The 13,101-nt window shown below is 74.2% G+C and carries 14 protein-coding genes; 5 read left to right on the forward strand and 9 right to left on the reverse strand.

Annotated elements, in window-relative coordinates; translation table 11 throughout:
• Positions 1 to 80 precede the first annotated feature (80 nt).
• Positions 81 to 932, forward strand: a complete 852-nt coding sequence (locus ACIBJC_RS00100; protein WP_399285645.1) for an NAD(P)H-binding protein — start codon at positions 81 to 83, stop codon at positions 930 to 932.
• Between the two features lie 34 nt (positions 933 to 966).
• Here ACIBJC_RS00100 and ACIBJC_RS00105 read toward each other — a convergent pair whose 3' ends face one another.
• Complete coding sequence (locus ACIBJC_RS00105) at positions 967 to 1,581, reverse strand: alpha/beta hydrolase (RefSeq protein WP_399285647.1); 615 nt, start codon at positions 1,579 to 1,581, stop codon at positions 967 to 969.
• A gap of 131 nt (positions 1,582 to 1,712) precedes the next feature.
• Here ACIBJC_RS00105 and ACIBJC_RS00110 point away from each other — a divergent pair, with 131 nt between their 5' ends.
• Positions 1,713 to 2,003 (forward strand): hypothetical protein, encoded by a 291-nt coding sequence (locus tag ACIBJC_RS00110; RefSeq protein ID WP_399285649.1) that lies wholly within the window; start codon positions 1,713 to 1,715, stop codon positions 2,001 to 2,003.
• Positions 2,004 to 2,173: 170 nt separating this feature from the next.
• Positions 2,174 to 2,827 (forward strand): GNAT family N-acetyltransferase, encoded by a 654-nt coding sequence (locus tag ACIBJC_RS00115; protein WP_399285651.1) that lies wholly within the window; start codon positions 2,174 to 2,176, stop codon positions 2,825 to 2,827.
• Here the strand turns inward: ACIBJC_RS00115 and ACIBJC_RS00120 are convergent.
• The 3 genes from ACIBJC_RS00120 to ACIBJC_RS00130 form a co-directional block, all read right to left on the reverse strand.
• Positions 2,805 to 3,023 carry a hypothetical protein gene (locus ACIBJC_RS00120; protein ID WP_399285653.1) on the reverse strand — a complete coding sequence of 73 codons (219 nt, stop codon included), beginning with the start codon at positions 3,021 to 3,023 and terminating at the stop codon, positions 2,805 to 2,807. The genes ACIBJC_RS00115 and ACIBJC_RS00120 overlap by 23 nt on opposite strands.
• Before the next feature lie 88 nt (positions 3,024 to 3,111).
• The gene (locus tag ACIBJC_RS00125) at positions 3,112 to 6,627 is read right to left on the reverse strand and encodes a phosphodiester glycosidase family protein (protein ID WP_399285655.1); all 3,516 of its coding nucleotides are present in this window, start codon (positions 6,625 to 6,627) and stop codon (positions 3,112 to 3,114) included.
• Positions 6,628 to 6,875: 248 nt separating this feature from the next.
• Positions 6,876 to 8,588: a SpoIIE family protein phosphatase gene (locus ACIBJC_RS00130; protein ID WP_399285657.1), complete on the reverse strand. Its 1,713-nt coding sequence runs from the start codon at positions 8,586 to 8,588 to the stop codon at positions 6,876 to 6,878.
• Positions 8,589 to 8,843: 255 nt separating this feature from the next.
• Between ACIBJC_RS00130 and ACIBJC_RS00135 the strand changes: the two genes are divergently transcribed.
• The gene (locus tag ACIBJC_RS00135; RefSeq protein ID WP_329822746.1) at positions 8,844 to 9,116 is read left to right on the forward strand and encodes a chaplin; all 273 of its coding nucleotides are present in this window, start codon (positions 8,844 to 8,846) and stop codon (positions 9,114 to 9,116) included.
• A 123-nt stretch (positions 9,117 to 9,239) separates the two neighbouring features.
• Here the strand turns inward: ACIBJC_RS00135 and ACIBJC_RS00140 are convergent, their stop codons facing one another.
• The 5 genes from ACIBJC_RS00140 to ACIBJC_RS00160 form a co-directional block, all read right to left on the reverse strand.
• Positions 9,240 to 10,103, reverse strand: a complete 864-nt coding sequence (locus tag ACIBJC_RS00140) for a tyrosinase family protein (protein WP_399285659.1) — start codon at positions 10,101 to 10,103, stop codon at positions 9,240 to 9,242.
• Between the two features lie 19 nt (positions 10,104 to 10,122).
• Positions 10,123 to 10,623, reverse strand: a complete 501-nt coding sequence (locus ACIBJC_RS00145) for a tyrosinase family oxidase copper chaperone (RefSeq protein WP_399285661.1) — start codon at positions 10,621 to 10,623, stop codon at positions 10,123 to 10,125.
• Between the two features lie 64 nt (positions 10,624 to 10,687).
• Positions 10,688 to 11,047: an Asp23/Gls24 family envelope stress response protein gene (locus ACIBJC_RS00150; protein ID WP_399285663.1), complete on the reverse strand. Its 360-nt coding sequence runs from the start codon at positions 11,045 to 11,047 to the stop codon at positions 10,688 to 10,690.
• Positions 11,044 to 11,748, reverse strand: coding sequence for a hypothetical protein (locus ACIBJC_RS00155; protein ID WP_399285665.1), 705 nt, complete (start codon positions 11,746 to 11,748; stop codon positions 11,044 to 11,046). The genes ACIBJC_RS00150 and ACIBJC_RS00155 overlap by 4 nt, the downstream gene beginning before the upstream one ends.
• Positions 11,739 to 12,338: an RNA polymerase sigma factor gene (locus ACIBJC_RS00160; RefSeq protein WP_399285667.1), complete on the reverse strand. Its 600-nt coding sequence runs from the start codon at positions 12,336 to 12,338 to the stop codon at positions 11,739 to 11,741. Before ACIBJC_RS00160 ends, ACIBJC_RS00155 begins: the two co-directional genes overlap by 10 nt.
• 183 nt (positions 12,339 to 12,521) lie before the next feature.
• On the opposite strand from ACIBJC_RS00160, the gene ACIBJC_RS00165 reads away from it, so the two are divergent.
• Entirely contained in the window at positions 12,522 to 13,028 is a 507-nt protein-coding gene (locus ACIBJC_RS00165; protein ID WP_399285669.1) for an Asp23/Gls24 family envelope stress response protein, read from the forward strand.
• Positions 13,029 to 13,101 lie beyond the last annotated feature (73 nt).

The raw sequence follows: 13,101 nt of genomic DNA on the forward strand, positions 1-13,101 counted from the left end.
CCCGGCGGACGGCGGCTCACGGTCCGCAGGGCGTATGGCGCCGGGCGTGTCGCCGACGCGGGGTGCGGGGTGGCCGGCCGGTGATCCTGCTGACCGGGGTCACCGGCACCGTCGGACGGCTCGTGGCGGAACGCCTCACCACCACCGAGCCGGTACGGCTGCTCTCCCGGGACCCCCGCCGTATCGCCGCGCTCGCCGGGCCGGGCACCGAGGTCGTGGGCGGCGACTTCGCGGATCCCGGCTCGCTGGCCGCCGCGCTGTCCGGTGTACGGGCGGCGTTCCTCGTCACGTCGGACCCGCTCGCGCCCGCCCACGACGAGCACTTCGTCACCGCGGCCCGGCGGGCCGGCGTCGCCCATGTGGTGAAGCTGTCGGCGCGGGCGGTGGCCGAGCCCGACGCCGATGACCTGATCACCCGCCGGCAGCGGAACGCCGAGGACCTGCTCCGTGCCTCGGGCGTCGCCTGGACCTTCCTGCGGCCCCGGGCGTTCATGTCCAACACCCTGGGCTGGGCGCGTTCGGTCCGCGACGAGGGGGTGGTGCGCGCCTTCCACGGTGCCTCGCCCAACGCCACCGTCGATCCGCGGGACATCGCCGAGGTCGCCGCGCTGGCCCTCACCGGCGCCGTGCTCCCGGGACGCGCCCACCCCCTCACCGGCCCGGCGGCGATCAGCGCGGCCGAGCAGGTCGCCGTACTCTCCGGGCTGCTGCGGCGTCCGCTGCGGCTGGTGGAGCTGACACGGGACCAGGCGTACGAGGGCCTGCTCGCCCGGTGGCCGCGCCCGGTGGCCGACGCGCTCCTGGAGGGCGCCGTCCGCCAGGCTTCGGGCGCCAAGGCGCGGGTGGAGCCGACGGTGCGGACCCTGCTCGGGCGCCCGGCCCTGCCCTACCGCGCCTGGGCCAGGGACCACCTCCCCGCCTTCGGCGGCTGAACCACCGGCCGGGGGCCCGCGCCCGGCCCGCCCGTCAGTCCCGCGGCAGCCCCAGGGACCGCAGCAGCATCGGCAGGGACCGGCGCAACTCGCGCTCCCAGTAGGCGGGATCGTGCGTGCCCCGGTAGAAGTGCGTGGTCAGCGGCGTGCCCTGATGGCGCAGGCGATCCGCCACCGCGCGGCTCTCCTCGTTCATCAGGGCCTCGGTCGGCGAGATGACGTCCTCGGGGAAGGGGCGCGCCGGATCCTCCAGGCCGGGGATCTCGGGGTCGGGTTCCACGTCCTCGGGGTCGAGCGCGCCGGCCCGGCCGTCCCCGCTGGAGAGGTGGACCGGGATCCGGCGCAGCCGCGGGGCGAGATGGTACGGGTCATGGGCTTCCCAGACGTCCCGCTGGGCCACCGGGTCGCCCCAGAGGGGACGCCAGTCCATCCCCAGACAGGTCATCGCGGCCCGGACCGCCTGGGGGTGCGCCGGCGGGTGCACGAAGCCGCTGTAGCTCGCGACGCCGCGGAACATCCCGGGGTTCCTGGCGGCGTAGGTGAGCGCCCCGAACCCGCCCTGGGACTCGCCGGCCGCCGCCCGGCGCGTCCCGGCGCCGTAGTGGCGCTCCAGCAGCGGGCGTACCTCGCGCAGGTGGAAGGTCTCCACGCGCGCGGCCCGTCCTCGGCGGGCTGCCACCAGTCGCTGTAGAAACCGAACAGGGGCATGGCGGGCATCACGACCAGGGTGTCGCGCAGTTCGGGCAGGTCCTGGATCCCGTACTGCTCGGTCCAGGTCAGATGGTCCCCGTCGCCGCCCGCCAGCAGGTACAGCACGGGCCACCGGTCACCGGGGCGGCGCTCCTCCCAGCCGTCCGGGGTGAGCAGTCGTACGGCGCCGTCCCCGGCCAGGGCCGGGGACCGGACGGTCAGATCGACGAGCCGCTCCCCCGCGGACCGTTCCTCGATCACCCGCGCGCCGTCGGCGCGTTCCGTCCGGACGGCGGCGCCCGCGGGCGTGGCGGCGGGGACGGTCACGGTGGCGGCACCGAGTGCGCCCGCGGCGACCAGGGCGGCAAGGGCGCGGCGTAAGCCTCGTGTTCGGGGCATGCTTTCTCCTTGTTCGGGTTGTGTGGGGCAGGACGGCCTCACCAGGCAGGAAGTTGCCCGATATGCACCCGGTCCGCCCCGGAGAGAACCCGGAATCGCCCAGCGGCGGTTTCCTCTTGTCGGAGCGCTCCTGCTGCGGGCAGCATGCCGCCATGTCTTCCCTCGCTCCCGCCGTGCGCCCCTACCGTCCCGAGGACCTGCCCGCGCTGTACGACATCTGCGTACGCACCGGTCACCAGGGCCGGGACTCCCGGCAGCGGTACCCGGACCACGACCTGCTGCCGAGCATCTTCGCCGCGCCCTACGCCGTACTGGAGCCGGAGCTGACCTTCGTGGTCGACGACGGGACGGGCCGGGCGGTCGGTTACGTGCTCGGCACCGCCGACACCGCCTCCTTCGTCACCGCGTTCCGTGAGGTGTGGCTGCCGCCGCTGACCGGCCGGTATCCGGTGCCGACGGGGCCCGCCCGTACCCCGAGCGAGGAGATGATCGCCCTGCTGCACCGGCCGGAGCGGATGGTCGTGCCCGAACTGGCCGGGTATCCCGCGCATCTGCACATCGATCTGCTGCCCGAGGCCCAGCGCCGGGGGCACGGCCGGGCTCTCATGCACGCCTTTCTCGGCGCCCTGCGCCACCAGGGCGTCGAAGCCGTCCATCTGTCGATGTCCACCGCCAACACCCCGGCCCGCGCCTTCTACGACCGGCTCGGCTTCCAGGTGCTCGCGGTGCCGGACCCCGGTCCCGTCACCTATCTCGGGCGTTCGACCGCCGTGGACGAGGGCCTCACCCACCGCCCTTCCTCGTGACCGCCGCGGACGCCGCGCCCAGGGCCCCGCCGGCGACCATCAGGACGACGCTCACATAGATCTCGTAGCCGTCGAAAAAGCTCATCCTGGAGACGACGGACCAGGGCTGGAACCACCCGTCGGTCAGTTCGTACAACAGACCGCCCACCCCTTGGGACAGCAGAACAAAGCAGAGGAATCCGAGAAACGTCTTCACCCGCCCAGGCTAGAAAGAGCACGTCGGGGCGGCTATTGGCCATCGGGCGCGGTCTCCGGTACGAAAGTTCCCGGCGCCGCGCCCGCGGTCATCCCAAAGTCGCCGCGCCCCCGTCGGCAGCCGCGATCCGGATCTCCGCCCGGGTGGTCACCCCGCCCACGGTCACCGCGAGCGTGACCGTCCCCGGCCGCAGCGCCGTGAGGGTACCGGTGGCCGGGTCGAGGACCGCCGCGTGGCGTGGCCGGGCGCCGTCGCGGTCGCCGATGCGGAGGTTGAGGGAGCCGGTCCAGTCGGCGCTGAGCGGAAAGCCGACGGGGACGGCCCGGGCGCCCTGGGTGACCGTCGCCGTCACCGTCGCGCCGCTGCCGGGCGTCAGGGTGGCCGGGGCGTCGAGGGTCAGCGCGTCGGTGTGCGCGCGGGTCGCCACGGAGACCCAGTCGGGGCCGCCCCTCCACGGCCGCTGGCGGGCGGCGGTCCACGCGCCCTTGGAGACCCGGTCCACCCCGACGAGCGACCAGCCGGTGAAGCCGCCCTCGCCGGGCGGGGCGGCGGGCGCCTTGCCGGAGTTGCCGTTGATCAGATACGGCACGCCGTCCACCCGCGAGGCGTCGAAGACCCCGACGTGGCCGCCGATGAACCCGGCGCCCTTGCCGGTCGTACGGCGGAACTCCGCGAGCCACTGTTCGAGGAGGGCCGCCTCCTTGCGGTCGCCGAGCCGGCTGGCCTGCTGGACGGTCGGATCGCGCGGCGGAACGTGCTCGATCACCATCACCGAGCCGATGCTGTCGTCCCTCGCCGCCGCGTCGAGTTGCTCCCGTACCGTCCTGATCTGGGCGAGGCCGCCGCCGCGCAGGGTCAGACCGGAGGTGTCGAGGGTGAGGAAGCGGGTGCCCCGGTGGTCGAAGACCCGCTGGGCGGGGCCGAACCGCGCCACGAACTCCTTGATGGAGCCGCCCATCACCTCGTGGTTGCCGGGCACGTAGTACCAGGGCAGGGCGTCGCCCAGTTCCTCGGTCAGGACCGTCCGGGCGAAGTCGAGATCGGCGGGTGAACCCTCGTCCACCAGATCGCCGTTGACGACGAGGAAGTCCGGCTCGGCCGCCTTGATCTCGCGCAGGGTACGACGGGCCTGGGCCACGATCGCGCTGTCGGGGTCGCGGGCGACGAACTGCGCGTCGGACATCACCGCGAACCGCCAGTCCCGCCCGGCCGTTTCGGCGACCGTGCCGATCAGCGGGTCGGCCACGCGGGGCTGTACGGGCAGTTCGACGGCGGGCGGCACCTGCGCCGTCAGCTCGTCGATGACGATCTCCCCGGTGTACTGCCGGGTGGCGGCGGTCTCCGCGAGGTAGAAGCGGTGCACGGCGAGCGGGGTCGCGGCCCCGGCCGGTACGTCGAAGGTCACCTGCCGCCAGCCGGTCCAGGTGACGTACGGGCCGCGCAGCAACTGGTCGGAGCCCGCCGCGTCCTTGAGGTGCAGGGTGGGCCAGGCGCCCTTGCCGTCGCCCTTGATCCAGAGCTTGAAGGACTGCGGCTGCCCGGGCACCACGATCCGCAGCGGCGGGGTGGCGTAGGCCGCGCGGGTCGCGGTGGAGCGGGTGAAGTCGTACGCGAGGGTGAGCCCGGTGCCGGTGCGGCCGTCCGGGGTGGCCGCGACCGAGCCGTCCGCCCGCGCCTGGCTGAAGGTCCAGGACGCGGCGTCGTCGAGGCCGGAGACATGCTGTTCCTCCAGTCCGACGCCGACGGCGAGCGCGGTGGTGACGCCGCCGACGGTGGCGGTGATCCGTCCGGCGACGCCGTCCTTCAGCGCGGCGACGGTGAAGGAGCCCCGGCCGTCGTCGGTGACGGAGAAGAGCGCGCGGTCGTACCGGAGGGTCACGTCGCGGGGTTCGACGGGGGCGCCGGCGCCGTGCGCGTCGAGTCCGACGATGCCGAAGGTGCCGGCGGCCGTGGCGTCCGCGAGGCCGACGCGCACGGTGGTCGGCAGGATCCGGGCGAGGGGGCCGAGCACCGTCAGCTCCGTGGAGCCGTGCGCGCGGCCGTGTTCGGCCCGTACGGACGTGGTGCCGCCGGACCGCGCGGTGAAGACGCCGTCGCGGTCGACCCGGCCCACGGCGGGCCGCAGGGCCCGCCAGTGCGGGGCACCGGCCGCGGGTCCGTAGGTCTCGTCGTACCCGGCGGCCGTCAGACGGCGGGTCAGCCCGGGGAAGACCCGCTCGGGGTGGCCGCCCTTGACGGGGTCGACGGTGGGGGCGACGCCGGGGGGCGTGCGGGTCTCGACCCAGAAGCCGGTCAGCTTCCCGCTGCCGTCGGGGGCGGTGAGGGCGAGGCCGTTGGGGACGGTGCGCTCGCTGCCGTCGGAGGGGCTGTTCTCCACCCGCAGCGCGTCGCTGCCGGGTGCGCGGGCGACCAGGGTGGAGGAGCCGCCGCCGTCGAGGTTGAGCGCGCTGTACGCACCGGCCCGCGCCATCATCAGGCCCAGTTCGGTGAGGGTGACGCCGCCGCTGTCGGCCTGCCGGCCGTCGACGGTGATCACGTGCATGGTGGCGCCGTCGCGGGAGAAGCCGACGGCGGTGCGGGGCGCCGCGGTGTTGTTGCCCTCGCCCTCGTGGCTCACCGCCCTGCCGTCGGTGACGAGGAGTTCACGGCCTCCGACGGCGGTGCGCGGCACGGGACCGCCGTCGTCGGTGCGCGGCCGGTACTCCAGGGTGACCGGGTCGCCCGGGCGCAGCGCGGCCAGCGCCTCGGCGCCCGCTTCCCGGCCGACCAGGACGGTCGTGCCGGTGGCGATGGGCCCGGTGCCGGGTCGGCCGGTGACGGAGACGACGCGCCCGTCCCGTACGGCGGCCTCGGCGACCGGGGTCGCGCGGTCGACGGTGAGCGCCCGGTCGGCCTCGCCCCAGCCCGCCGTGTAGGCGCCGATGCCGCCCGCGGGCACGTTGGCCGCGTTGTACGCCTCCAGCGCGCGGGGCCCGGAGGGGAGGGTGACGGTGCCGTCGAAGTAGAGCCGCAGGACGCGTCCCGCGCCGCCGGGTCCGATGCCGACCGCCTGGTGGGCGCCGGGCGCCGGGGAGTGGACGACCGCGCCGTCCGCGATGCCGGGCCCCTGGGGCGCGCCCGTCTCGTTGATGTCGAAGAAGTCCGCGTTGATCGCGGCGACGGTGCGGCGGCCGGGCCCTGGGTCGTGCCGGGCGGCGAGTTCGGAGACCGTACGGCGGTCGGAGACCTTCCCCGAGGTGAGGTAGTCGGCCCGCGCGCCGCCGCCGAGGTCGACGGAGAGGGTGTCGACCCGCAGCCACTTGTCGGATTCGAGCCGGTCGTACGAGGTCAGCCGGACCCCGGGGGCGACGGTCCTGGCGGCGTGGGCCGTCTCGATGCCGTCGCCGTCGGCCACGGAGCGCACCGCGGTCGCGGATCCGGCGGCTCCGGTGGCGGCGCTCGCGGGCGGCGGTGCGACGGGCCGCAGGATCTCCGCGGCGGTACGGGGGCGCGGGTCGGGGGTGGAGTCGGCGGCGGACGGGGCGCCCGCCCCGACGGTCAAGGCGGTCAGGGCGGTCACGGCCGCGAACAGCACGGCGGTCCGCCCGGCGATGCGTGGGCCCACAACTTCTCCTGGATGACGGTGAGTACACCTGGGTGAGCGCTGTCCGTCACGGGGGCGACAGACCTGGACACACCCAGGATTGCCGTGCACACGCCAATGAACCAGGGGCGCGCGGGAACGGTGCGGAGAACACGCGGTGACGAGGTCGAACGGTCAACGGCACGCGGGCCAGTCAGGTCACGCCACGCCCGGCACGTCGAGCCGTGAGGCGCCGCGAGGCCCTGCGGGGCCTACGGGGCCTGCGGGCGCTACGAGGCTTGCGGCGTCCCTGGGGCGCCGCCGGGTCCCGGGGCGTCCCGGCGCAGGAGCAGCAGCGCCATGTCGTCGCCGCCCCCGGGCTCCCCCACCGTGCCGAAGAGCAGGTCGGCCAGTGCGGGCAGCTCCGCGGGGCCGGTCCGTACGGCCTCCCGGAGCGCTTCGAGGCTGTCGCCCAGATCGACGCCGGGCCGTTCCACCAGGCCGTCGGTGCACAGGAGCAGGGTCTCGCCGGGGCCGAGCACCCCCGTGGTCACCGGATAGCCGACGCCGCCGTGTCCGGCGAACTCCGCGGAGAGGCCGAGCGGCAGCCCGCCGGCCGTCCCGATCCACTCGCAGCGTCCGTCGGCGTGCCGCAGCAGCGGGTCGAGATGCCCGGCGCGCACGATCCGCAGTCCCCCTCCGGCCAGGTCCACCTCCACGTACGTGCAGGTCGCGAAGCGTTCGGTGCCCAGTTCGCGCAGCAGCGCCGAGGCGCGGGCCAGCGCGGTCGCCGGCGGGTGCCCCTCGGCGGTGTACGCCCACAGCGCCATCCGCAACTGGCCCATCACCACGGCCGCGTCCGTGTCATGGCCCTGGACGTCACCGATGGTCAGCCCCACCCGGCCGCCGGGCAGCGGCAGTACGTCGTACCAGTCCCCGCCGACGCTCCGGCCCAGCCGCGCCGAGCGGTACCGTACGGCGGTCAGCGCTCCGGGGATGTCGGGGATGCGCCGGGGCAGCATCGCCTGCTGAAGCCCCTCGGCGAGGTCGTGCCTCTGCTCGTACAGCATGGCGCGCTGCAGGCTCTGCGCGATGGAGCTGCCCAGGGCGAGCAGCAGGGTGCGCTCCTCGTCGCTGAAGGCGCCGGGCAGCGGGGAGAGCAGTCCGAGCACCCCGATCGGGGCGGCCTGGGCGATCAGCGGGAGATAGGCGCCGGAGGCGACCGAGAGCGATTCGATGTACGGCCAGAGCAGCGGGTAGGAGGCCCTGAACTCCTCGCGTGAGGCGATGAAGCGGGGCCGCCGGGTCCGTACCACCTCGCTCATCGGGAAGGCGTCGTCGACCCTGGTGTAGCGCAGTTCCGGTACGTACGATCCCGCGCGCCCCTCGGCGACCAGCCGGATCCGGCCGCCCTCGACCACGCCGAGCATCACGCTCACCGCGGTGAGATGGCCCAGCGCCTCCGGGTCGCGCAGCACGTCGAGGACGTCCTCGACGCTGGACGCGCGGGCCAGCAGGGCGGTGGTCCGGGTCACCACCCCGGTCAGTCTGCGCCGCGCCTCGGTCAGATCGCTCCGGGCGGCGGCCTGGGCCAGCTCGCGTTCGGCGTTCCGTACGACGCCGATGAGCCTGCGGGGCCGTCCGCCGGCGTCGTGGCCGAGGTAGGCCTGGGCATGGGCCCAGCGTGGGGCTCCGTTGCGCGGCCTGACCCGGAAGTAGGCGCTGTGCCGGGCGGTGCCGGCCTTGAGGGCCCGGGCGGCGAGGGCCTTCAGCCGGGCGGCGTCCGCGTGCGGGATCCGGCTCATGAGGGCCGCGGGGTCGCCGCCGTACTCCCCGGGGAGCAGGTCGAGCACGGCGAGGGCGGCCGGGTCGAGGTGGAGCAGCCCGCTGTCGAGGTCCCAGTCGAAGCTGCCCATGCGGTTGAGGGCCAGGCTCCGGTCCGGGCGGGCCGGCCAGTCGTCCGGCAGCGGTACGGCAGCCGGAGGTGCGCCCCGATCGGCCATGGAGCAACCATCTCACCGATCGGCCCTGGCCACTCCCGGAGGAGCGGGGCCGGATCGTCGAGATGGCCGGCCACCGGGAACGGGTGGCGCGGGGCGGCGGCATTTTCCGTACGGACCACTGCGCTGACCAGGTGATGATCCGGAGGAGCGAAATCGAATGGCGGCTGGTCCGTTACCCAGCGTGAGTCCGGGCGTTGAAGTGCGTGAAGGCCGCGCATCGTGCGGCTGTGCTCGAAACGTTCAAGGAGAAACTTGATGTCGCGTATCGCGAAGGCAACCGCTGTTCTCGTCGGCACGGGTGCCGTCCTGGCCGGTGGCGCCGGTATGGCCGCTGCCGACGCCGGCGCCGAGGCGGCGGCCATCGGCTCGCCCGGTGTCCTGTCCGGCAACGTGGTCCAGGTGCCCGTGCACCTCCCGGTCAATCTGTGCGGCAACACCATCGACGTGGTCGGTCTGCTCAACCCGGCGTTCGGCAACCAGTGCGCCAACCTCTCGGGCGAGCACCACCGCGCCGGCTACGGCGGCTGAGGCCGGCCTGACGGCGCGTGGTCCCGGGCCACGCGCCCCTGAGTGAGGGACGGCCCCCCGCGTGCACACACGCGGGGGGCCGTCGCACGTAACCGGGCCGTACACCGCGCACGTGGCACGCGGTCAGGTGTCGTAGCGGTACACGCTCCGGTGGTCCAGGAGCGTGGACGGCGTGACGTTCCAGGGCGGCATGGGTTCCTCCAGGCTCAGCGCCCGGCCCCGCTGCGGATCCCCCGCGCCCAGCTTGGACCTGGGCAGATAGGTCGCCGTGGGGTGCTTGCGCTGCCAGCGGTCCCAGAGCAGGTCGACGAAGGCGTGGTGGAGCCAGAACACCGGGTCGTTCGGGGAGTCCGCGCCGAGCATGTGCCCGCCGATCCAGCGGTGGACACGGTTGTGGTTGCGCCAGCGCTCGGCGCCGCCGGACGTCCACCCCTCAAGACGGTTGCGGAAGCCGGCCGCGACGGTCGAGTCCCAGGGCGGCGCGTCGTACACCGTCTCGTTCATCGCCCAGGCCAGCTCGTCCTTGGTCGGCAGGGCGATCGGGTCCGAGGGGCGGCCCAGAGCGCGGGTGAGGTACTTCCCGTCCGTCACCTTGCCCGGAATCGTCCAGTTGCCGTTCCGGTACGCGAAGGGCCCGGTCGTGACCTGCTGGTCGCCCGAGCGGCCGGTGCCGCCGAGGAAGTCCTCGCCCCACAGCGCGGCGGCGGGGGTCCGGTCGGCCGTCCAGTCCCAGTACGGGACGCTCACGTTCGGGTCGACCCGCTGGAGGGCCCGCTCGAAGTCCAGCAGGAAGCGCCGGTGCCAGGGCAGGAACGAGGGCGCCATGTGCCCGGCGCGTACCCCGCCCTCCGCGTCGGAGACGTAGTACTGGGTGTGGACGCGGACGAACTCCTCGTACTCGCCGCGCCGTTTGAGTTCGAGTACGGCGCCGACGAAGCGCTTCTTCTCGGCGCCGGTGAGAGCGCGCTGGTTCTTTCTGGTGTACACCGGTGAGGGGCTCCCGCCGTCAGATGTGAGGATCCGGTCCGTGGACCGGCCCGGCGAGCGACAGTTGGGCTCCGCCGAGGTCGTCGACCGCCGCGCGGGCCGCTTCGAGCGGGGTCGCGAAGGACTCGTAGTGGTTGACCACGCTGAGATAGCTGCCGTCCGCCCTGCGCATCACCTGGAGCGGCCGTCCGTCGATCCGGATGTCGGGCACGGGTACGGCGCCAACGGCCGTTCCCGTGGCGATCGCGGTGGCCGTGCCGGCGGCCCCGGGACCGACCCGGATGTGCCGGCCCCGGTATCTCTCCTCCAGGGCCGCCCCGGCGGCCCCGGCCCCGGCGCCGTCCGGCGGTGCCGGTACGTGCGGCGCCGTACCCCGGCCCGCCCTGACGACGGGGGCGAGCGCCGCCGAGGTCCCCGCGACCATGCCGAGGGTGAACAGCGCGCGCAGGAAACGGCGCCGGGTGCGGTGCGGGCCGCCCGCCCGTGGCCCTCCGGCCGTCACCGGGATTCCGCCTGGCATGAGACCTCCCTCTCGTCGCCCCGAACAGGACAACGAGAGGGAGCCCATACGGTTCTCCCCGTCGTCAGACGATGCCGACGACGGTCACCGTGACCCGTACCGGACGGCCCGGGTCCGGCAGCACCTCCGAGGCCGCCGCGCACACGGCCGCCCGTACGGCGCGGGTGACGTCGACGGTGCGGTGCCCCGTGCGCGCGACGAGCTGAAGGTCGAGGTGCCACCCCTCGGCGCCCTCGCCCTCCTGGCGGACCCGTACCCCCGTGGAGTTCGGGGCCGGCCGGGTGACCGGGCGTCCGGCGCGGGAGGCGGCGGAGGCGCGCAGCAGCTCGACGAATCCCGGGCGCAGGAACGCCACTCCCGGGACCCGCCGCGCGACGTCGGCGGCCACGAGGGCCAGCTCTTCCTGGATCTTCCGCTCGGTCATCGGTCTCCCCCTTCCTGCTCGTCGTCGGTGTGGTGGTCCTCGCCGGTGTGATGGTCCTCGTCGAGGAGGTCGACGACCAGGACGTCGATGCGCGCCACCTCGATCCCGATGGCGTCCCTGGCCGCGTCGGCCACCCTTGTGCGGACCGCCTCCGCCAGCTCGTGCAACGGCCGTCCCAGGCCGGCCGCGACCTCCAGCCGGACCTGCACAGGACCACGGTCCGCGGGCCCGCCCGTGCCGCTCCCGGTGGCGCGCGGCTCCAGCGGGCTGATCCGGCAGCTTCCGGCCCGTACCCCCGGCAGGGTCTCGGCGGCGGCGCGGAAGGCGCGGGCCGCCGCGGCCTCCACGATCCAGTCGTCCTCCTCGGGGGCGCCCAGCGGCAGCGTCCGGCCGGGGCGCAGCTCCAGGCGGACGATGTCCATGATGCGGCCGGTCAGTTCGGCCGGTGGCGTCCCGTCGTCGGCCTCCTCCTGGCGGGCCCGGCGTACGGCGTCGTCCAGCGAGGTCAGATCGGCCAGGGCCGCCGTGCAGTGCGGGCAGTGCGCGAGGTGCGGGTCGGCCGCCGGCTCCCCGGCGTCCCACGCCTCCCAGACGTCGATCAGTTCCCGGCCGCACGGCAGGGGTTCCTCCTCGGGCGTCACCGCGTCGTCCGGTGTCCCTTCTGTCTCCCCGTGGCGGCCGGGATGCGCGTTCAGCGCCATGCGCTCATCGCCTCCGTCAGGTAGCGGCGTGCTCGGAAGACCCGGCCGCGGACCGCCTGAAGGCTGATTCCGACCGTCTCCGCGATGTCCTCGTAGCTCATGCCGTGCAGTTCCCGCAGCACCCAGCAGGCGCGCTGCTCGGGTGAGAGGCCCGCCATCGCCACGGCCAGGGCGCGGGTGGCCGCATGGGATTCGGCGACCCGCGCGGGCGAGGACCGGTGTTCGGGCGCGGCCGGTTCGGGTACCGAGTCGAGGTCGGTGGCCGGACGGCGCGCGCGCAGTTGGTTGAGGCACCGGTTGGTGACGATCCGGTACATCCAGGTTCTGAAGGCCGATGCGCCGCGGAACTCCGGCAGTTTGCGCCAGGCGCTCACGAACGCGTCCTGAACGGCGTCCTCGGCCTCGGTGCGGCTGCCGAGCAGACGTGTCGCGAGCTGGAGCATGACCGGGCTGTGCCGGCGCACCAGCGTCTCGAACGCCTCTTCGTCGCCTTCGCCCGCGCGGACGGCCAGCAGGCCGTCGTCGGACCGCCCCTGTTCCAGGACCTGGTCCGGCGCGCGCGCTGACAGCTCATTCCCGTTGCCGGGCACTCACCGACTCCTTTCGACGCCCCCGTACGCCCGGTTGGACACACGGCACGGCTCATCGTCACGCGCGAGGAACAAGACAGGGAAAGTCGCGGAATCCGCGTGACGATCTCCCCGGCACGGAGTCCAACGAGTCGAGAGTCCCCGGGAGCCGGGCGACCGGACGAGAAGTCAGGAGGCTGTCCCGTGACAGCGACCCAGGAAGCACCCGTCACCACCAAGAAGTCCGTGACCGGGCAGGGCGGCGACGCCGCGGGTTCGACCACCGTGGGCGCCGGGGCCGTGGGCGCGAACGAGCCGGCCGCCACGCGCGGCAGGACCTCCATCGCGGATGTCGTGGTCGTGAAGATCTCCGGCATGGCGGCGCGGGAGATCCCCGGTGTGTACGACATGGGCGGCGGCCTCTCCCGCACGATCGGTGCCGTGCGCGACCGGGTGCCCGGCGGTCGCCCCAACGTCGGGCGCGGGGTGAAGGTCGAGGTGGGCGAGCGGCAGACCGCGATCGATCTGGATCTGGTCGTGGAGTACGGCGTCGCCATCACCGATGTGGCCCGTGACGTACGGGAGAACGTGATCGCCGCGGTCGAGCGGATCACGGGTCTTGAGGTCGTCGAGGTCAATGTCACGATCAACGACGTGCATCTGCCCGAGGACGAGAACGACACGGGTGTCACCGAGGGGCGCGTCGAGTAGGTCGTGCGGGCGCGCGACGCCGTGTCCGTGGCCGAGTGCCTGTGACCTACTGCCTGTCGAGTACGAGGTGAAT

The organism is Streptomyces sp. NPDC050509, from assembly GCF_044457965.1.
In the GTDB taxonomy this organism is placed as follows: Bacteria; Actinomycetota; Actinomycetes; order Streptomycetales; family Streptomycetaceae; genus Streptomyces.